General features: G+C 67.2%; 19 protein-coding genes. 9 read left to right on the forward strand and 10 right to left on the reverse strand.

The annotated features are described in order from the left end of the window. The first annotated feature begins 176 nt into the window (after positions 1-176). Genes uvrC through pgsA form a run of 3 tightly spaced genes read left to right on the forward strand, consistent with a single transcriptional unit; the run spans position 177 to position 3,798 of the window. Positions 177-2,036, forward strand: a complete 1,860-nt coding sequence (uvrC, locus tag C8J30_RS06225) for an excinuclease ABC subunit UvrC (RefSeq protein WP_394341915.1) — start codon at positions 177-179, stop codon at positions 2,034-2,036. A 31-nt stretch (positions 2,037-2,067) separates the two neighbouring features. After that, positions 2,068-3,120, forward strand: coding sequence for a lysine-2,3-aminomutase-like protein (locus C8J30_RS06230; RefSeq protein WP_110804852.1), 1,053 nt, complete (start codon positions 2,068-2,070; stop codon positions 3,118-3,120). Between the two features lie 48 nt (positions 3,121-3,168). Beyond that, on the forward strand, positions 3,169-3,798 hold the full coding sequence (gene pgsA / locus C8J30_RS06235) for a CDP-diacylglycerol--glycerol-3-phosphate 3-phosphatidyltransferase (protein ID WP_110804853.1): 630 nt from the start codon (positions 3,169-3,171) through the stop codon (positions 3,796-3,798). 6 nt (positions 3,799-3,804) lie between these two features. Here pgsA and plsY read toward each other — a convergent pair whose 3' ends face one another. Genes plsY through C8J30_RS06260 form a run of 5 tightly spaced genes read right to left on the reverse strand, consistent with a single transcriptional unit; the run spans position 3,805 to position 7,763 of the window. Then, a complete protein-coding gene (gene plsY / locus C8J30_RS06240) occupies positions 3,805-4,419 on the reverse strand; it encodes a glycerol-3-phosphate 1-O-acyltransferase PlsY (RefSeq protein ID WP_110804854.1) in 615 nt (204 codons plus the stop codon). 18 nt (positions 4,420-4,437) lie between these two features. After that, the gene (pyrC, locus tag C8J30_RS06245; protein WP_110804855.1) at positions 4,438-5,712 is read right to left on the reverse strand and encodes a dihydroorotase; all 1,275 of its coding nucleotides are present in this window, start codon (positions 5,710-5,712) and stop codon (positions 4,438-4,440) included. Further along, positions 5,709-6,323, reverse strand: a complete 615-nt coding sequence (locus C8J30_RS06250; RefSeq protein WP_110804856.1) for an aspartate carbamoyltransferase catalytic subunit — start codon at positions 6,321-6,323, stop codon at positions 5,709-5,711. The genes pyrC and C8J30_RS06250 overlap by 4 nt, the downstream gene beginning before the upstream one ends. Continuing rightward, positions 6,320-6,805: a hypothetical protein gene (locus C8J30_RS06255; RefSeq protein WP_146227869.1), complete on the reverse strand. Its 486-nt coding sequence runs from the start codon at positions 6,803-6,805 to the stop codon at positions 6,320-6,322. Before C8J30_RS06255 ends, C8J30_RS06250 begins: the two co-directional genes overlap by 4 nt. Then, the gene (locus C8J30_RS06260) at positions 6,798-7,763 is read right to left on the reverse strand and encodes an aspartate carbamoyltransferase catalytic subunit (protein ID WP_110804858.1); all 966 of its coding nucleotides are present in this window, start codon (positions 7,761-7,763) and stop codon (positions 6,798-6,800) included. Before C8J30_RS06260 ends, C8J30_RS06255 begins: the two co-directional genes overlap by 8 nt. Before the next feature lie 93 nt (positions 7,764-7,856). Here C8J30_RS06260 and C8J30_RS06265 point away from each other — a divergent pair, with 93 nt between their 5' ends. Next, complete coding sequence (locus C8J30_RS06265; protein WP_110804859.1) at positions 7,857-8,675, forward strand: uracil-DNA glycosylase; 819 nt, start codon at positions 7,857-7,859, stop codon at positions 8,673-8,675. Positions 8,676-8,687: 12 nt separating this feature from the next. Here the strand turns inward: C8J30_RS06265 and C8J30_RS06270 are convergent, their stop codons facing one another. Continuing rightward, the gene (locus C8J30_RS06270; RefSeq protein ID WP_110804860.1) at positions 8,688-9,485 is read right to left on the reverse strand and encodes a protein-disulfide reductase DsbD domain-containing protein; all 798 of its coding nucleotides are present in this window, start codon (positions 9,483-9,485) and stop codon (positions 8,688-8,690) included. Positions 9,486-9,625: 140 nt separating this feature from the next. Between C8J30_RS06270 and C8J30_RS06275 the strand changes: the two genes are divergently transcribed. Further along, the gene (locus C8J30_RS06275; protein WP_110804861.1) at positions 9,626-10,177 is read left to right on the forward strand and encodes a YqgE/AlgH family protein; all 552 of its coding nucleotides are present in this window, start codon (positions 9,626-9,628) and stop codon (positions 10,175-10,177) included. Between the two features lie 143 nt (positions 10,178-10,320). Here the strand turns inward: C8J30_RS06275 and C8J30_RS06280 are convergent, their stop codons facing one another. After that, the gene (locus C8J30_RS06280; protein WP_110804862.1) at positions 10,321-11,280 is read right to left on the reverse strand and encodes an L-threonylcarbamoyladenylate synthase; all 960 of its coding nucleotides are present in this window, start codon (positions 11,278-11,280) and stop codon (positions 10,321-10,323) included. A gap of 134 nt (positions 11,281-11,414) precedes the next feature. Here C8J30_RS06280 and C8J30_RS06285 point away from each other — a divergent pair, with 134 nt between their 5' ends. The 3 genes from C8J30_RS06285 to C8J30_RS06295 all read left to right on the forward strand — a co-directional run bounded on the left by C8J30_RS06285 (position 11,415) and on the right by C8J30_RS06295 (position 14,881). Next, on the forward strand, positions 11,415-13,097 hold the full coding sequence (locus C8J30_RS06285; protein WP_110804863.1) for an acyl-CoA dehydrogenase: 1,683 nt from the start codon (positions 11,415-11,417) through the stop codon (positions 13,095-13,097). Continuing rightward, positions 13,094-14,125, forward strand: a complete 1,032-nt coding sequence (locus C8J30_RS06290) for an MBL fold metallo-hydrolase (RefSeq protein ID WP_110804864.1) — start codon at positions 13,094-13,096, stop codon at positions 14,123-14,125. The genes C8J30_RS06285 and C8J30_RS06290 overlap by 4 nt, the downstream gene beginning before the upstream one ends. Before the next feature lie 126 nt (positions 14,126-14,251). Then, positions 14,252-14,881 (forward strand): hypothetical protein, encoded by a 630-nt coding sequence (locus C8J30_RS06295; protein ID WP_110804865.1) that lies wholly within the window; start codon positions 14,252-14,254, stop codon positions 14,879-14,881. Positions 14,882-14,887: 6 nt separating this feature from the next. Here the strand turns inward: C8J30_RS06295 and C8J30_RS06300 are convergent, their stop codons facing one another. Beyond that, positions 14,888-15,229: an AzlD domain-containing protein gene (locus C8J30_RS06300; RefSeq protein WP_110804866.1), complete on the reverse strand. Its 342-nt coding sequence runs from the start codon at positions 15,227-15,229 to the stop codon at positions 14,888-14,890. Then, positions 15,226-15,945, reverse strand: coding sequence for an AzlC family ABC transporter permease (locus C8J30_RS06305; protein ID WP_110804867.1), 720 nt, complete (start codon positions 15,943-15,945; stop codon positions 15,226-15,228). The genes C8J30_RS06300 and C8J30_RS06305 overlap by 4 nt, the downstream gene beginning before the upstream one ends. Positions 15,946-16,050: 105 nt before the next feature. Between C8J30_RS06305 and C8J30_RS06310 the strand changes: the two genes are divergently transcribed. Continuing rightward, complete coding sequence (locus C8J30_RS06310; protein WP_110804868.1) at positions 16,051-16,635, forward strand: GNAT family N-acetyltransferase; 585 nt, start codon at positions 16,051-16,053, stop codon at positions 16,633-16,635. 254 nt (positions 16,636-16,889) lie between these two features. On the opposite strand, the gene C8J30_RS06315 is transcribed toward C8J30_RS06310, so the two are convergent. Then, positions 16,890-18,368, reverse strand: a complete 1,479-nt coding sequence (locus C8J30_RS06315; protein ID WP_110804869.1) for an NAD-dependent succinate-semialdehyde dehydrogenase — start codon at positions 18,366-18,368, stop codon at positions 16,890-16,892. Between the last annotated feature and the right edge of the window lie 53 nt (positions 18,369-18,421).

Consider the following 18,421-nt stretch of genomic DNA (forward strand, 5'->3'; position numbering starts at 1 on the left):
TGTGAAAGGGGCCGGATTCAAGGGAAATCTGCAGATCGGCAAATCTTTCCAACAAAGTTATCCACAGAAACGGTGGAAAGCTTTTCCCTTGAATTCGGCGAAGCATGGTTACAACCCATACAGAGAATCAGGGGGGCAAAATGACCGACGAAACCGAGCTCTCAGGCGACGCTGCGATGCAGCAGCCCTCCCGGTTGCGGGGGCATGAGCTTATCGCAGATTACGTCAGCCGTCTTGACGGGTCTCCGGGCGTGTATCGCATGCTCAATGCGGCGCAGGAGGTGCTGTACGTCGGCAAGGCGCGCAACCTGAAGGCGCGTGTGTCGAACTATGCGCGCACCACCGGCCACTCCGGCCGGATCGCGCGGATGATCTCCGAGACCACGCACATGATGTTCCTGACCACGCGCACCGAGACCGAGGCGCTGCTTCTGGAGCAAAACCTGATCAAGCAACTGAAGCCGCGCTACAACGTGCTGTTGCGCGACGACAAGAGCTTTCCCTACATCCTGATCGCCGAGGATCACCCGTTTCCGATGATCCGCAAGCACCGGGGCGCGCGCAATGTGAAGGGGGCCTATTTCGGGCCGTTTGCCTCGGCCGCGGCGGTGAACCGGACGCTCAACCATCTGGAACGGGCGTTCCAGCTGCGCAACTGCTCGGATGCGATGTTTTCCTCGCGCACGAGGGCCTGTCTGCAATATCAGATCAAGCGTTGCTCCGGCCCCTGTGTGGGCAAGATCGGCGAGGACGAGTACCGCCGCACCGTCGCCGATGCGCAGCGCTTCCTTGAAGGCAAATCGTCGAGCATCCAGCAGGAGCTGGCGGCCGAGATGAGCGCGGCTTCGGAGGCGATGGAATACGAACGCGCGGCGGCGCTGCGTGACCGGATCGGGGCGCTGACGACGGTGCAGCAAAGTCAGGGCATCAACCCGCGCTCGGTCGCCGAGGCCGATGTGGTGGCGGTGCATCTGGAAGGCGGGCAGGCCTGCGTGCAGGTCTTCTTCATCCGCGCGCATCAAAGCTGGGGCAACCACGATTTCTATCCCCGCACCGGGGCAGGGGCCGAGGAGGCCGAGGTGCTGGAGGCCTTTCTGGCGCAGTTCTACGACGCCAAGGAACTGCCGAAGACGATCCTGCTCAGCCACGAGATCGAGGATGCCGATCTGATGGTCGACCTGCTCTCGACCCGCGCCGGGCGCAAGGTCGAACTGGCGGTGCCGAAGCGCGGTGAAAAGGCCGAGCTGGTCGAAAACGCCCTGCGCAATGCGCGCGAAAGCCTTGGCCGCAAGATGTCGGAATCGGCGGCGCAGGCGAAGTTGCTGCAGGGGGTGGCGCAGGCGTTTGGCCTGCCCAAGCCCCCCGAGCGGATCGAGGTCTATGACAACTCGCATATTCAGGGCGCCCATGCGGTCGGCGGCATGATCGTCGCCGGGCCGGACGGGCTGATGAAGTCGTCTTATCGCAAGTTCAACATCAAGGGCGAGGATCTGACCCCGGGCGATGATTTCGGCATGATGAAGGAGGTTCTGACCCGTCGCTTCGAGCGGCTCTTGCGCGAGGACCCCGAGCGCAAGACCGACCTCTGGCCCGATCTTCTGCTGATCGACGGCGGCGCGGGGCAGGTTTCGGCGGTGCATGAGATCATGGTTTCGCTGGGCGTGCAGGACATCGCGATGGTGGGCGTGGCCAAGGGCATCGACCGCGATCTGGGCAAGGAGGAATTCCACCGCATCGGGCACCGCCCGATGGCGCTGCCGCGGCAGGACCCGGTGCTGTACTACATCCAGCGCCTGCGCGACGAGGCCCACCGCTGGGCCATCGGCGCGCATCGGGCGAAGCGGGCCAAGGCGACGATGGCCAATCCGCTCGACGAAATCCCCGGCATTGGCGCGACGCGCAAACGGGCGCTGCTCGCGCATTTCGGTTCGGCCAAGGCGGTCTCGCGCGCCGGGCAGAACGATCTGATGGAGGTTCCGGGGATTTCGGCCGCCACCGCCGAGACGATCTGGAACTTCTTCAACGATCGGGGTTGACGGACAAGCGGCCTCGTCGTAGCGCCCGCCCATGACCGCGCCCGTGAAAACCGCCCTGACCTGTCCTGAAGACCTTCTGGCCGAAGGTCTGATCGCGCCCGCAGACATGCCCGCGCTGGAACAGGTGGCGCAGGACTTCCGCATCCGCGTGACGCCTGCGATGCGCGCGGCGATCACGGCGCCGCAAGACCCGGTGGCGGCGCAATTCGTGCCCACCGCGGCAGAGTTGATCACCCGGCCCGAGGAACGTGCCGATCCGATCGGCGATGCCGTGCATTCGCCCGCGCCCGGCCTGACGCATCGCTACCCCGACCGGGCCATCCTGCACATCACCAAGACCTGCGATGTCTACTGCCGCTTCTGCTTTCGCCGCGAGACGGTGGGCGAGACCGGCCCGCTGCCCGAAGCCGATCTGGCGCAGGCCCTCGCGTACATCGCTGCGACCCGCGGCTTGCGCGAGATCATCCTGACCGGGGGCGATCCGCTGACGCTCTCGCCGCGCAGGCTGGAAGACGTGCTGACCCGGCTTTCGGCCATTCCCCACATCACCACGCTGCGCGTTCATTCGCGCGTGCCGGTGGTGGCGCCCGAGCGGATCACGCCCGCGCTTGTCGACCTGCTGCGCGGCCAGCGTCCCGCGGTCTGGGTGGTGGTGCACACGAACCACGCGCAGGAACTGACCGCGCCCGCTCGCGCCGCGCTTGCGCGGTTGGTCGAGGCGGGCGTGCCGCTGCTCTCGCAATCTGTGCTGCTGCGGGGGGTGAACGACAGCCATCAGGCGCTGGTCGATCTCTTCCGCGCGCTGCAGGATTGCCGGGTGAAGCCCTATTACCTGCACCATTGCGACCTTGCCCCCGGCACGTCGCAGTTCCGCACCACCATTGCAGCCGGGCGGGCGCTCGTTGCCGGTCTGCGCGGGCATCTGAGCGGGGCGGCGATCCCGACCTATGTGCTCGACATTCCGGGGGGCTTCGGCAAGGTGCCGATCACCGCCGACCATTTCAGCCCCGGGCCGCGCCCCGGCACCTGGCGGGTCACCGACTGGCAGGGCGGCCTTCACGATTACGCCGACCCCGCAAGCTGAGTGTCGCACCCCCTTTTCCTTGAGCACGCCCGGGTCTAGGGTGCTGCCATGAAATGGACCCTGCCCAATACGCTGACCGTTTTGCGCCTTGTCGCCGCCCCCGGCGTCGCGGTGATGTTCCTCTATTTCGCCCGCCCTTGGGCCGATTGGTTCGCGCTGACGCTGTTCATCGGCGCCGCGATCACCGACTGGTTCGACGGCTATCTGGCGCGGGCCTGGAAGCAGGAAAGCAAATTCGGCGCGATGCTGGACCCGATTGCCGACAAGGCGATGGTGGTGATCGCGCTCGTCGTCATCACCGGCTATTCCGGCATGAACCCGTGGCTCATCCTTCCCGCGACGGTGATCCTGTTCCGCGAGGTCTTCGTCTCGGGCCTGCGTGAATTCATCGGCGCCGATGCGGGCAAGCTCAAGGTCACGAAACTGGCGAAGTGGAAGACCACGGCGCAGATGGTGGCGATCGCGATCCTGTTTCTGGGCACCGGGCTCGATTTTCTGGAAAAGGGCCGCGCGCCGCGCGCGGGCGAGGGCAACCTGCCCAATTTCGTCAGCCTTGCCGATCTGGCCAACCATGTCGGTCTGGCGCTGATCTGGGTGGCCGCGATCCTGACCGCGATCACCGGCTGGGATTATTTCCGCAAGGCGATGCCGTTCCTGCGTGATCACAAGGACGGCTGAAGGCGCTTACGCCTTCTTGCCGATCTTCGGTTCGGTGCCTGCCAGGATCCGCTCGATATTGGCGCGGTGGCGCACGAAAATCAGCACCGCCATCAGCGCCGTGACCGGCATGTAGGCCTGATCGCCCAAAAGGAAGGCGAGCGGAACCGCCCCCGCCGCCGCGACCAGCGCCGACAGCGAGGAAATCCGCCCGACCGCCGCCGCGACAAGCCAGGTTGCGCAGGCCGCAAGACCCAGCGCCCAATGCAGCGCGATCAGCGTGCCCAGGAAGGTCGCAACCCCCTTGCCGCCCTTGAACTTCAGCCAGACCGGGTAAAGGTGCCCGATGAAGGCCGCCCCCCCCGCGACCACGGCCGCGGTGTCGTTGCCCTCGAGCAGCGCACGGGCGATCAGCACCGCCACGGCACCCTTGGCCCCGTCGAGGATCAGCGTCGCCGCTGCCGCCGCCTTGTTGCCGGTGCGCAGCACGTTCGTCGCGCCAATATTGCCCGAGCCGATCTTGCGCAGATCGCCCAGACCAAACGCCTTGGTGATCACGACGCCGAAAGGCACCGAGCCCAGCAGGTAGCCAAGCCCCGCCACCGCCAGAAGCAGCATTGCTCCCGCATGCAGATCCGCCATCCTTGCCCCCGTCCGTTCTTATTCTGCCTGACCGTGAACCTGCACCCCGCCGACGAAAGTGGCAAGCACCTTGCCCGTCATCTTCGCGCCGTCAAACGGGGTGTTCTTCGATTTCGACGCAAGTTTGAAACGGTCCAGCACAAAAGGGGCGTCCGGGTCGAAAAGCACGAGATCGGCCGGGCTTCCCTCGGAAAGACGGCCCTGCGGCAGCCCCATCAGCCGCGCCGGGTTGAGCGAGAGCGCCGCAAAGAGGCCGGGCAGGTCAAGGTTTCCTGCGTGATAAAGCCGCAGCGCCGCGGGCAGCAGGGTTTCAAGCCCCACCGCGCCCGCCGCCGCTTCCTCGAAGGGCAGGCGTTTTGATTCCTCGTCGGCGGGGGTGTGCATCGAACAGAGGATGTCGATCACGCCCTCGGCCAGCGCCTGCACCATCGCCTGACGGTCATCTTCCGATCGAAGCGGCGGCGTCAGCTTGAAGAAGGTGCGGTAATTGCCGACGTCGAATTCGTTCAGCGTCAGGTGATGCACCGAGACCCCCGCGGTCACCGGCAGCCCGGCCGCCTTGGCGCGCGCGAGCGCGGGCAGGGCGCGGGCGGTGGTGATCTGATCGGCGTGATAGCGCACCCCGGTCATCTCGACCAAGGCCAGATCGCGGTCGAGCCCCATCCGCTCGGCCATCGGGCTGACGGCGGGCAGACCGCGCAAGGACGCGAACTTGCCCGAGGTCGCGGCGGCGCCCTTCGACAGACCCGGTTCCTGCGGATGGCACAGCACCAGCGCGCCAAGCGCGCGGGCATAGGTGAAGGCGCGGCTCAGCACCTTGGTATCGGCGCAGACGTGATCGGTGTCGGTGAAGGCGATGGCGCCCGCATCCATCAGAAAGCCGATCTCGGTCATCTCGCGGCCCTCGCGGCCCTTGGTCAGCGCCGCCATGTGACGGATGCGGACCGGGGCTTCCAGCGCGCGGCGGGTGACGAATTCGAGCGTCTCGGGCGTGTCGATGGCGGGGCTCGTGTCGGGACGGGCGATGATCGTCGTCACGCCGCCGCGCGCGGCGGCCAGCCCCGCGGTGCGGAAGCTTTCCTTGTGACGCTCGCCGGGTTCGCCGATCTTCACGCCGATATCGACGATCCCCGGCGCAAGACATTTGCCACCGCAGTCGATCACCTGCGCATCGGCGGGCGCCTGCATCTGTCCGATGGCCGCGATGATGCCGCCATCGACCACCAGATTGCCCCGTGTCTCGGTGCCCGCTTCGGGGTCGATCAGTCGGGCGTTTTCGAAGAAAAGGGTCATCGCAGCGCCTCCCGCGCGTTTCTCAGGATCGCGAACACCTCGGGCGCGCCGGTGATGTCGAGAAAGCCCACTTCCACGGCGCGCAGGCCGCTGATCGTCCAGCGCGACCGGGTGCCGAACACCACGTCGCCCGCCTTGTCGCCGCCGCGCAGGCCAAGCTCAAGCGCGGCAGTGATCGGATAGGTGTCGAGCCTGCGCCCCTTCAGCAGCGTCCGGCTTGCGACATAGGCGGCGCGGTCGCTCAGCGTGTAGAAGGTGTCTTGCAGCCGCATCCGCTCTTCGAGGATGCTGACCACGGCAAGGCCAAGGCCGACGCTGAAATGGATCAGCCCGAAGGCCCAGAACCAGTCGCCGGAGCGCGCGGCCATCACCATCCAGAAAACCGCAAAGCCCGCAAAGGCCAGACCGAAGGCGGCCATGATCCCGACGCGCAGCCATCTGACCCGCGCGATGGGGCGGCCGCGCCACAAGATCCGTTCGCCCGGAACCATGATCCCCTCCCAGCCCTCGGGGACCGAGGTCGGGTCATGCGGGGTTTCGCTCAGGGCCCGCGGTCCGGTCGGGCGGGGGGCCGCTTCGGTTCCGCGCGGGGTCGCGCGCGGCGGTCTCATCGGACCTCCCGGGCCCGGCGTGCCTTGGCCGACTCGATCGCCGTCACCACAGGCGCCGCCTCGGCCAGATGCCGGATCAGATGCTTGTCGCCCGTTTTCGTCACGATCTGCACATCGCCCATCAGCGCGCGCACCATCTCGATCTCCAGCAGCATCGCCTGCTTGCCCTGCGGCCCGATCAGGCGCCGGTCGGTCAGCTGCCAGCGCCGCGCGAAGGCTTCCGACCGAAACCACGCCGCCCGGGCCGCCATGCCGATCAGGATCGCGAGAATCGCCACCGGAATCTGGTCGAAACGGCCCATCCAGACCAGCACGGCGGACACCGCGACCGCGCCGAGCCCGCCCAGCACCATGTGGTCGAGCCAGTAGCGGCGCAGATCGGGCAGGAACACCTGCGAGACCTTTTCGCCCGGTTCCAGCGGCAATTCGCTGTCGACGCCGGGGCGGTAATTGAGAACGGAATCGCGTTTCATCTCAGACATTCGCAGCCTCCAGCGCGGCCCGGCCGCGTTCGGCGCGCAGGTTCTGCGCCAGAAGATCCATCACCGCCATCCGCACGGCGACGCCCATCTCGACCTGCTCCTGAATGACCGAGCGGTTGATGTCGTCGGCAATCGTGCCGTCGATTTCCACACCGCGGTTCATCGGCCCGGGGTGCATCACGATCGCATCGGGTTTCGCATAGGCCAGCTTTTCCGCATCAAGCCCGTAGCGGTGGAAATATTCGCGCTCGGACGGGATGAAGCCGCCGTCCATGCGCTCGCGCTGCAGCCGCAACATCATCACCACATCGGCGTCGCGCAGCCCTTCGCGCATGTCGTCGCAGATCTCGGCGCCAATGTCGCCAAAGCCCGCGGGCATCAGCGTCGGCGGCCCGACCAGACGCACCCGGTTTTCCATCTTGCCGAGCAGCAGCAGGTTCGACCGCGCCACCCGGCTGTGCGCGACGTCGCCGCAAATCGCCACCGTCAGACGCTGGATCCGCCCCTTGGCGCGGCGGATCGTCAGCGCATCCAGCAGCGCCTGCGTCGGGTGTTCGTGCCGCCCGTCGCCCGCGTTGATCACCGCGCAATTCACCTTCTGCGCCAGCAGATCGACCGCGCCCGAGGACGGATGCCGCACCACGAGCAGATCGGGGTGCATCGCGTTCAAGGTCAGCGCGGTGTCGATCAGGGTCTCGCCCTTCTTCACGCTCGAAGTCTGCATCGACATGTTCATCACGTCGGCGCCAAGCCGCTTTCCGGCCAGCTCGAAGCTCGATTGCGTCCGCGTCGAATTCTCGAAGAACATGTTGATCTGGGTGAGCCCCGCCAGCGCATCGGTGCGCTTCACGGTGCGGCGGTTCAGATCGACGTAGCTGTCTGCAAGATCGAGGACGGAACGGATGTCTTCCGGGGAGAGATGCTCGATCCCCAGAAGATGGCGGGCGCGAAATGCCATGACTTCCTCCGATGTTGTCGCGCTGCTTATGGCAAATGGGGGGGGCTGCGTCCAGCGGCTTTACCCCTCGGGCCCGGCATGCGATGGAAAGCCATGGAGACTCGCCCCGGCCCCGATCTGAGCTATGACGCCGCGCTGGCCGCTTTCGAGTGGCTGATCGAGCTTGGCGCCACCGATCCGGTGGGCGATGCGCCGGTCAACCGCTACGAGCTTGTGACCCCCGACCCCATCGCCGCGGCCCCGCCGCCGCCGGTGGCCGAGACCCGGCCGCAGCGGCCGGTGCCGGTTCTGGTGCCGGTCGACACCGTCGATCCGGTCGCGGTGGCGCGGGCGCTCGCAGCGCGGGCAAAGACGCTGGAAGACCTGCGCGAGGCGATCCTCGGGTTCGAGCATTGCCCGCTGAAACTTGGTGCCCGCAATACGGTCTTTTGCGATGGCAATCCGAAGGCGCGGGTGATGCTGATCGGCGAGGCCCCGGGCAAGGATGAAGATGCACAGGGCAAGCCCTTCGTTGGCCGCGCCGGGCAGTTGCTCGACCGGATGCTGGCGGCGGTGGGGCTTGACCGCGCCTCGCCCGATCCGGCGACGGCGGTCTATATCACCAATGTCATGCCGTGGCGGCCGCCCGGCAACCGAGAGCCGGAGACCTCCGAAATCGCGATGATGGGACCGTTTCTGGCCCGGCATGTCGAGCTGGTCGATCCCGATCTGATCGTGCTCATGGGCAATACCGCCTGCGCGGCGGCGCTGAATGCGCGCGGCATCACCCGGCTGCGCGGCAGCTGGGCGCAGGCCTTTGGTCGCCCGGCGATGCCGACGCTGCATCCGGCGAACCTGTTGCGCACGCCGATCAACAAGCGGCTGGTCTGGGCCGATCTGCTGGAATTGCGCGCGAAGCTGAACGCGCTCTAGGGGCCAACCCGGTCAAGGGGTCGGGCAGCCGTCGATCTCGACCGCATCGCCGTGGCTGACCACCGTGATGCGCAGATCGGCGGGATCGAGATCGAAGGGCCGCGCATCCTCGGGCACGAAATCGACGCTGGCGAGCAATTGATCGCCCTGCCGGGAAATCTCGGGTTCCGACACCCACATCGGCCGCGAGCGCAGCTCGAACAGCGCGGTTTCGCCCGCGGCTTGCGGCATGTCGATCCGCGCCGCGACGCGCATGCCATCGCGAATGGGCGTGACGGTGCAGCGGGCCAGACCGGGGCCGGGGCGCGGCGCGGCCGCCATCGCCGCGACGATCTCGGGATTCTCGGCGCCGGGGCCGGACAGATCCTTCGTCAGCGCGACGCTGACGGGCACGCAGACCTCGTCGCAGATGCCGAACTCCAGCTCGGCGGTCAGCGTAACCGGGGCCTTTGGCGCCTTCGGGGTGATCCGCAAGGGCAGCACCAGCGTGTCGTGATAGCCGACGGTCTCGGTCTCGCCCGCCTCGAAGACCTCGGGGGCGGGCCAGATCACCTGCAGCGCCGCCACATTGGTCGAGGCGTTGAAATCGAACTGCGGCGGCACGCCGACATCGCCCGGCACACGCCAATAGGTCTTCCAGCCCGGCGCCAGCGCGATGCGGATCGCGGCGACGCGGCTGCCGTCCTTTTCCTGCCAGCCCGGCAAAAGCTCGGCCGACAAGAGCCCCGGAGACATGGGCTGCACCTCCTCGGCCGCGAGGGGCGCGGCAAGGGCAAGGCAGAGCGAAAAGGCAAGGAAGCGAGCAAGCATGGATCTGCGATAGCCGCGCCCCCCGAACCGGCCAAGTCACAAACGCGACAGGAGCCGATGGACAGGGTGTCGCCGGGGCTTGATTGCAACGCTGGCCGGGTCCACCTTTGAGACAGGCAGAGCGACCGAAGGAGGGCAGCATGGATCTGAGCGGCAAACTTCTGATCGCGATGCCGGGCATGGGCGATCCGCGCTTCGAGCATTCGGTGGTGGCGATGTGCTCGCATTCGGCCGAGGGCGCGATGGGGATCATCGTCAACAAGCCGCTGCCGAAACCGCCGCTGGATGACCTTCTGGGCCAGCTTGGCATTCCGGTGACCGCCTCCGACCGCATCTCGGCGCCGCTGTTCTTTGGCGGCCCGGTCGAGACCGGGCGCGGCTTCGTGCTGCATTCGGCGGACTGGTTCGCCGCGACGATGCCGGTGGGCGAGGGGCTGGCGATGACCGCGACGCGCGACATTCTGGAAGAGATCGCCGCCGGGCGCGGCCCGTCGCGGGCGATCCTTGCGCTCGGCTATTCCGGCTGGGGGCCGGGGCAGCTCGAACAGGAAATCCTCGACAACGGCTGGCTGGTGGCCGAGGGCAATGCGGCGCTGACGCTTGACGAGGATCACGCGACGAAATGGACCCGGGCGCTGGGCACGATGGGGATCGACCCGCGCACGCTCTCGGCGGCGGCCGGCCATGCCTGAGGCCGGGCAGGGGGCGCTGCCCCCCGCTTCGCTCCCCCCGAGGTATTTGAGGCAAGATGAAAGCCGATCCGGGCTTCGTTTCATCTTGCCGCAAATACCTCGGGGGTGAATTTTGGCGCAGCCAAAAGAGGGGGCAGCGCCCCCTATCCTCGCGGCGCGGCGGCGCGGCGCAGCCGGTCGTTGATCGCGCGGCCAAGGCCGGTTTCGGGGATCGGCGCGATCGCGATCGTGGTGGCGCCGCGCGCGCTGGCAAGCTTGTCGGCGACCCGCAGCATGGCAAACAGTTTCGTCGCCGCCTCTATCAGATTGCCCTGTGCCGAAAGCGTCAGATCGGCCTCGGGGCCGGGGCCGAAGCCCAGATAGATCTCGCCCGGGCGCTTGTCGGTGGCCTCAAGCCGCACCGCCGCGCCGGGCGCGTAATGCGAGACAAGCTGGCCCGGCGCGTTCGGTTTCACCGCGTCCCCGCCAAAGGCGAGCGGCAGGCCAAGCGCCTCCTCCAGCGTTTCGACATCGACCCCGCCCGGACGCAGCAGCATCGGCGGATCAAGGCTCAGGATCGTCGATTCGACGCCAACTTGGCAGGCGCCGCCATCGACCACCGCGGCGATCCGCCCCGAAAGTCCTTCCAGCACATGATCCGCCTCGGTCGGGCTGACCTTGCCCGAGGGGTTCGCGGAAGGCGCGGCAAGCGGTCCGCCAAAGGCTGCGAGCAGCGCGCGCGCCACCGGATGCGCGGGCATCCGCACCGCCACCGTCGGCAGCCCCGCGGTGACCAGATCGGAAATCCCGGCTTCCGGCCGCGCAGGCAGCACCAGCGTCAGCGGCCCGGGCCAGAACCGCGCCGCCAGCACCCGCGCCCGATCGGAAAAGACTGCCACCTGTTCAGCCATCGCCATGTCGGCCACATGAACGATCAGCGGGTTGAACTGCGGACGGCCCTTCGCGGCATAGATCCCCGCGACGGCCGCGCCCTGCCGGGCATCGCCGCCCAAGCCGTAGACCGTCTCGGTCGGGAAGGCGACAAGCTGACCTGCGCGCAACAGATCGGCGGCGCGGGCAAGCCCCGGGGCCCCTGCCTCCAGACGTTCGGTCATTTCCTGCATCCCACCCTCGTGACGCTGCGTTGCGGTGGACGGGGGCTTCCCTTGCGGTAACCTGCCCCCGAGAACCGACCCCGAATTTGCCCAACGCATACGCGCCCCGGCCCCATTTGCCAAGCGCAGCTCAGGAGACCGTCATGGCCTATCGCTCGCCCGTCGCCGACATCCGCTTCATCCTTGAGAAGGTGGTGCCCTTGGCCCCGGTGGCGGCGACCGAGCGCTTTGCCGAGGCGACGCCCGAGACGGTGGAAGCGGTGCTGACCGAGGCGGGCAAGCTCTGTGACGAGGTGATGGCGCCGCTTTTGCGCAACGGCGATCTGCATCCGGCGCGGCTGGAAAACGGCGTCGTGCGGACCTCGCCCGGCTTCAAGGAGGCCTATCAGCAGATCGCCGAGGGCGGTTGGGTCGCCGTGGCCGCACCGCAAGAGTTCGGCGGCATGGGCCTGCCGCAGACGATCTGCGTGGCGGTGAACGACATGATGTCGGGGGCCAATCTGGCGCTGCAGCTCAATCCGCTGCTGACGCAGGGCCAGATCGAGGCGCTCGAACATCACGCCAGCGACGAGATCAAGGCGCTTTACATTCCGAAGCTGATTTCCGGCGAATGGTCGGGCACGATGAACCTGACCGAGCCGCAGGCGGGATCGGACGTCGGCGCCCTGCGGTCAAAGGCCGAGCCGCTGGGCGATGGCACCTATGCGATCACCGGGCAGAAGATCTTCATTTCCTGGGGTGATTCCGATGTGACCGAGAACATCTGTCACCTCGTGCTGGCGCGGCTGCCCGATGCGGCGGCTGGCACGAAGGGGATCAGCCTCTTCATGGTGCCGAAATATCTCCCCGATGCTTCGGGCAAGCCCGGCGTGGCGAATACGCTCGGCGTCGTGTCGTTGGAACACAAGATGGGTCTGCATGGCTCGCCCACTTGCGTGATGAGTTTCGACGCGGCCAAGGGCTGGATGGTGGGCGAGCCCGGAAAAGGCATGGCCGCGATGTTCACGATGATGAACAACGCCCGGCTTGCCGTCGGGGTGCAGGGGATCGGCGTCGCCGAGGCGGCGTTCCAGCAGGCGCTGAGCTATGCGCAGGAGCGGGTGCAGTTTTCGCAGATCATCCAGCACGCCGATGTGCGCCGGATGCTGGCCGAGATGCGGGCCGAGATCTTTGCCGCGCGCGCGATTGCGCTGGCTTGTGCCGTCGCGCTCGATCTGGGGCGGGCGACGGGCGAGGAGCATTGGCTGGCCCGCGCGGCGCTGCTGACGCCGATCGCCAAGGCCTACGGCACCGATACCGGGATCTGGGTGGCCGAACAGGGCGTGCAGGTGCATGGCGGCATGGGCTTCATCGAACAGACGGGTGCTGCGCAATATTGCCGCGACGTGCGGGTGACAGCGATCTACGAGGGCACGAACGGCATTCAGGCGATGGACCTTGTGGGGCGCAAGATGGCCGATGACGGCCGTGCCGCCTTCCGTCTGCTGCAGGAAATCGAGGATGCCGCGAAAGCCGCGCGCGAGGCGCTGCCCGATCTCGCCGAAGCGGTCTGGCAATCGGCCGAGACGCTGCGTGAACATACCGAAGGCATGATCGCACAAGGCACGCAGGATCGCTTCGCCGGGGCCGTGCCTTACCTGCGTGCCTTTGCCCGGGTGCTTGGCGCGCATTACCATCTGCGCGCGGCGCTTGAAGGCGGCGCGCATGAAAAGCTGGCTGCGATCTACATCCGTCGTCTTCTGCCGCAGGCCGAGGCGGCCTTGGCGGCGGCCAGTGCCGGGGCGGTTGACCTTTTCGCGCTTTCCCCCGAAGACCTCGGGGCATGAAACAACGGTCCGGTCTGAGCTTCCCCTTTGAAACTGCCCCCGCCTTCGGCGAGACCCTCGAGGTCGCCGAGGGCGTGCTTTGGTTGCGCCTGCCGCTGCCGATGGCGCTCGATCACGTCAATGCCTATGCGCTGGATGACGGTGATGGCTGGACGCTGGTCGATCCGGGCATCGACAGCCGGGCCTGCCGCGCGGCCTTGCAACAGGCGCTCGATGGCCCGCTGGCGGGCAAGCCGGTCACGCGGGTCATCGTCACCCATTACCACCCCGATCACATCGGTCTGGCGGGCTGGCTGCAGGCCCGCGGCGCCGAGCTGTGGACGACCCGGACAAGCTGGCTTTTTGCCCGGATGCTGATGCTTGACGAGCATCCCCTGCCGGTGCCGGAAACGCTCGCCTTCTGGAAAGCCGCCGGGATGGACCCGGATCTGCTGGCGCGGCGGGCACAGGAACGGCCCTTCAACTTCGCCGATTGCGTGCATCCGCTGCCTTTGGGCTTTCGCAACATGGTCGAGGGCGATCTGATCCGCTCCGCCGGGCGGCGCTGGCGGGTGCGGATCGGGCAGGGCCATGCGCCCGATCACGCCACGCTCTGGAGCGAAGATGACGCGCTGATCCTTGGCGGCGATCAGCTCTTGCCGGGGATTTCCGCCAATCTGGGCACCTATGCCAGCGAGCCGCTCGCCGATCCGGTGGCGGATTGGCTGTCCGCCTGCCGCAGCTTCCAGCCGCTCGCGCGCGAAGATCAGCTGATTCTGCCCGGCCACAAGCTGCCCTTCCTCGGCCTGCCGCTGCGGCTGCATCAGATGATCGAAAACCACGAGGGCGCCCTCGCCCGTCTGCGCGAGGTTCTGGCCGAGGCCCCGCGCAGCGCGACCGCGTGTTTCCCGGTGCTGTTCAAGCGCCCGGTCGGCGAGGCGGAATACGGCATGGCGCTGGTCGAGGCGGTGGCGCATCTGAACCACCTTTTCCTGCGCGGCGAGATCCGCCGCGACACCCGCGACGGCGTCTGGCTCTGGTCCGCCTGAGGCCGAGTGGCACCGAATAGACACTTGCCGGGAAAACTCAGGCAAAGGGGCTGGCGCCCGTTGCCGCGGCCTGCGGGCCATGCTTAACCGCCCGCGACACTGACACTTTTGCCCGAGGTTCTCCGGATGCGTGCGCTTCTTCTTTGTCTGGCCCTGCCGCTCACGCTCGCCGCCTGTGCCGAACCGAAATGGGCCCCCGACGAGGCGGTGAAGGCCGCGCGCTACTCGACCGGCAATGCGCCCTCGCTGACGCTGTTCACCGTGATCTCGACCCGGACCGGTGCCGGGGGCCATTCGGCGCTGATGATCGACGGGCGCGAGCGGGTGATCTTTGACCCCGCCGGGACCTGGTATCACCCCTCGGTGCCGGAGCGGAACGACGTCGATTTCGGCATCACCGAGCGGATGTACAAGTTCTACATCGACTATCATGCCCGCGAATCCTGGTATGTGCGCGAACAGCGCGTGCCGATCAGCCCGGCGCAGGCCGATGCCCTGCTGGCCCGGGTCGAGTCGAACGGTGCGGTGGCCAAGATGATGTGCGCGAACGACACCTCGTCCGTGCTGCGCGCGATCCCCGGGTTCGAGAGCATCCCGGGCACGACCTCGCCCTTGAAACTGTCGAAGGCCTTCGGGCAGCTGCCCGGCGTCGTGACCGAGGATCACTACGACAACGATCCCGACGACAATTCGGGCGTGCTGATGATCCAGCAGGCGCCGCCGCAGCACGGCACCGCGTTTGGCAAGACCGAGTGATCGGTCTCAGCCAAGTGCCCAGAGCGCCAGATACAGCGTGACGAGCCCGCCAAGGATCGCGGCCAGCGTGTTGCGGCTGGCCAGTCCGACGGCGAGTGTTGCCCCGGCGGCGAGCAGCCGCGCCGGATCGGGATGCCCGCCAGTGGCCGCGGGCCACAGCACGAGCGGCGCCACAAGCCCCGGAAGCACTGCGACGGCCGTATAGCGCAGGTGCCGCAGCGCCCATTCCGGCAGCGGCCGGTTGCCGATCCAGCCAAGGAAGGAATAGCGCAGCACGAAGGTGCCGATCCCCAGCGCGGTGATGATCAGCCAGATCTTCGGATGGCCGTAAAGCTCTGCCGGGGTCATCGCGCGGCCCTCCTGCGGATCAGCCAGAGTTCGGTTTGCGCCCCGGCGGCCATGGCGATCAGCGCGGCAAGGATCAGTCCCGTGCCCGAGGGCAGGAAAGACAGCACCAGCGCCATCGTGATCGAGACGGCGGCGGCGACCAGATGCGGCAGCGAACGCAGCATCGGCGCGATCATCGCGAGGAACGTCACCGGCACCGCGAAATCGAGCGCGAAGGCGGGCGGGATCGCCTTGCCGAGCCATGCCCCCGCGAGGGTGGAGACATACCACTGCGGGCAGACCGGCGTGCAGGCCCCGGCGTAATAGGCCAGCTTCTCGGCGAGACTCTGTTTCGGGGCGCGCTCGTAATCGGCGTTTGACAGCGCGAAGACCTGATCGACCATGAAATAGGCCACGAGCGCGCGGGCCCAGCTGGGCGCCGCGCCCAGATGTGGCGCCAGCGACGCGGAATACATCGCCATGCGCAGGTTCACCGCGAGCGAGGCGAGGATCACCATCACCGTGCTCGCATGATCGGTCATCAGTTGCACCGCGGTGAATTGCGAGGCGCCCGCGATCACCAGGACGGAAAAGCCCATCACCTCGGTCAGGCTCAACCCGGCTTCGGACCCCGCGACGCCGAAGAGGACGCCAAAGGGCACGATCACCAGGATGAAGGGCAGACCTTGGCGGCAGCCGCGCCAATAGGCGGAGGACAGGGAGGTTCGGGCGGTCATGGGGCTTGTCTCGAGGGAAGGGATGGGAGAGTTCTAGGGACAGCACGGCACGGCGCCAAGCGGGTGATTGTATCGGGCGCAATTCGCGACGACATGGGGGCGAGGATGAAGGTGCTCTTGCACCAAGGCCTGACGGACGGGCAGCGCCGCGAGGCGGCGGCGCTCTACTGGCGTGCCTTCGGGGCGAAGCTTGGCCGGGTGATGGGGCCCGAGGCGAAGGCGCTTGCCTTCATCGAGCGGGTGATCGATCCCGGCCATGTGATCGCGGCGGTGGATGCGCGCGGCCATGTTCTGGGCGTGATCGGCTTTCGCACCCGCGAGGGCGCCTTTGTCGGCGGCGATCGCCGCGACCTGCGGGCGGTCTATGGCCGCATCGGCGCGCTCTGGCGCGGCCTTGCGCTGCAGGCCCTGGCACAGGATCTGGAACAGGAAACGCTCTGCGTCGATGGCTTCGCCGTGGCCGAGAGCGTGCGCGGCATGGGGCTTGGCGAGGCGCTGATCGAAGCGCTCTGCGCCGAGGCGCAGAGGCGCGGCTACCGGGCGGTGCGGCTGGATGTGGTCGACGAGAACCTGCGCGCAAAGGCGCTTTACGACCGGCTCGGCTTTGCGGTGACCGGCCGGGTGGATCGCTGGCTGACCGCGGTCGTCTTCGGCTATCGCACCGCGGTGGCGATGGAGCGGTCTTTGTAAACTGTCGCGTCTCAGGAGTATTTCGCCTCGGCTGGCGCCGAGGCGACCCGCCGGGTGCTCCGCCCCGCCGAGGCAATGCCTCGGCCCCGAGATATTTGCAGCAAGGCAAACAGGGGGCAAAAACAAGGACACCGGCCGAGCGATCGCCGCTCTGCCGGTGCCTGCTTCTTCTTGGCGAAACTACGCTGGGGGGTGCGGGGGGCAAAGCCCCCCGGCGGGTCGTCCCGCGTCAGCGGGACGAAATCTGCCCCCGCTCAGATCGACAGGCAGACGTATTTCAGTTCGAGATAATCCTCGACGCCATGATGGCTGCCCTCGCGGCCCAGACCCGACTGCTTGACGCCGCCGAAGGGCGCCACCTCGGTCGAGATGATCCCGGTGTTCACGCCGACGATGCCGTATTCCAGACCCTCCTGCACCCGGGTGATCCGGCCCACGTCGCGGGCGTAGAAATAGGAGGCCAGACCGAAGATCGTGGCATTGGCCTTTTCGATCACCTCGGCTTCGGTCTCGAACTTGAACAAGGGCGCGACCGGGCCGAAGGTCTCCTCGGTCGCCACTTTCATCGCTTGCGTGACACCGGTCACCACGGTCGGCTGGAAGAAGGTGCCGCCCAGTTCATGCCGCGCCCCGCCGGTGACGATGGTGCCGCCGCCCGCCACCACATCGGCGATGTGTTCCTCGACCTTCTCGACCGCATCGGCCGAGATCAGCGGCCCGGTGGTCACGCCGTCCTTCAGCCCGTCGCCCACATTGAGCTTGCGCACCGCGGCGGCCAGCTTCTCGGCGAAAGTGTCATAGACGCCCGCCTGCACGTAGATCCGGTTCGCGCAGACGCAGGTCTGGCCGTTGTTGCGGAACTTCGACATCATCGCGCCCTCGACCGCCGCATCCAGATCGGCGTCGTCAAAGACGATGAAGGGCGCGTTGCCGCCGAGTTCCATCGAGCATTTCATCACCTGATCCGCCGCCTGACGCAGCAGGATGCGCCCGACCTCGGTCGAGCCGGTGAAGGTCAGTTTCCGCACCGCATGGTTTTCGCAGAATTCCTTGCCGATATCCGAAGCGCGCGACGAGGTGATCACCGACAGGATCCCCTTCGGCAGACCGGCACGTTCGCCCAGAAGCCCCATCGCCAGCGCCGAGAGCGGCGTTTCGGACGCCGGACGGCAGACGAAGCCGCAGCCCACCGCGATCGCGGGGCCAGCCTTGCGCGCGATCATCGCATTCGGGAAGTTCCAGGGCGTGATACTGCCCACGACCCCGATCGGTTGTTTCAGCACGGTGATGCGCTTGTCGCGCATGTGGCCCGGGATCGTCTCGCCGTAGATGCGCTTGGCTTCCTCGCCGAACCATTCGATGAAGGAGGCGCCATAGGCGATCTCGCCCCGCGCTTCCGCCAGCGGCTTGCCCATTTCGGCGGTAAGGATCAGCGCCAGATCCTCCTGGTTCGCCATCATCAGCTCGAACCATTTGCGCATCACCGCGGCGCGTTCCTTGCCGGTGCGGGCAGCCCAGTCCTTCATCGCGACTTCCGCGGCCTTGATGGCGCGGGCGGTATCGGCGCGGGTCAGATCGGGCACGGTGCAGATCACGTCGCCGCGGGCCGGGTTCATCACCGCGAAGGTCTTGCCGTCTTCGGCATCGACCCATTCGCCGGCGACAAGCGCCTTCGTGCAGAGCAGGCTGGGATCCTTGAGCAGCGATTTCAGATTGGTCACGGTGTCGAGCATGGCGCATCTCATGGTTTGAGGGATATGAGAGGGAAGCACGGGGCGGCGCGGAT

This window comes from Rhodobacter viridis (genome assembly GCF_003217355.1).
GTDB lineage: Bacteria > Pseudomonadota > Alphaproteobacteria > Rhodobacterales > Rhodobacteraceae > Rhodobacter > Rhodobacter viridis.